This is a genomic window from Novosphingobium sp. KN65.2 (assembly GCF_001368935.1).
GTDB classification, from domain to species: Bacteria; Pseudomonadota; Alphaproteobacteria; order Sphingomonadales; family Sphingomonadaceae; genus Novosphingobium; species Novosphingobium mathurense.
In genome coordinates this window covers 1-648 of record NZ_CCBH010000197.1, presented here as the reverse complement: position 1 = coordinate 648, position 648 = coordinate 1, and the positions used below count along the sequence as shown (strand labels likewise).

Sequence of the window (648 nt, the reverse complement as noted above, 5' to 3'; positions counted from 1 at the left end):
GGGGGGTCGCGACCGCGATTTTGAGGCCCACACCAAGAGCCATTACTACACGGTATCGGGGCAGTTCAGTTTCGCCGGGCAGACCTTCCCCGCGCGTTACCAGATCGGGGAGGGCGACCCTGTTGATGAGCAGCGCCGCTTGATCGACCGCAATTTCGCGACGGCCGTAGCCGGGGCGGTGCAGGGGCAACCGGCTCGCATCGCCAGCGCCAAAACCACCGCGAAAGAGGCAGCGCCGCCGCTGCCCTACAATCTCTTGAAGCTGCAAACCGATGCCGCGCGGAAATTCGGCTACAAGCCCAATCAGGTGAAGGACATTACGCAGGCGTTGCGGGAGAAGCATCGCCTTATCACCTACAACCGCAGCGACAGCGAATATTTGAGCGATGAGCAGCACGCCGACGCCCCCGGCGTGCTGGCGGCCGTCGCCGCGACGGTCCCGATGCTGGCAGCGATCGCGCAGCGCGCGGACCCGTCGATAAAAAGCCGGGCCTTCAACTCGCAGAAGGTTTCCGCGCATCACGCCATCATTCCGACCGAAGCCACGGCCGACTTTGCCGCGCTGACAGAGCCGGAGCAGCGTATCTATATGCTGATCGCGCGCGCCTATGTCGCGCAGTTCTGGCCCGCGAACCAATATGACCAGAC

The 648-nt window shown here is 63.7% G+C and carries 1 protein-coding gene; it reads left to right on the top strand.

The genetic code is table 11. The features are described from left to right. A partial coding sequence (locus SPHV1_RS21185; protein WP_231634800.1) for a DNA topoisomerase occupies nt 1-648 on the top strand: 648 nt, incomplete at both ends.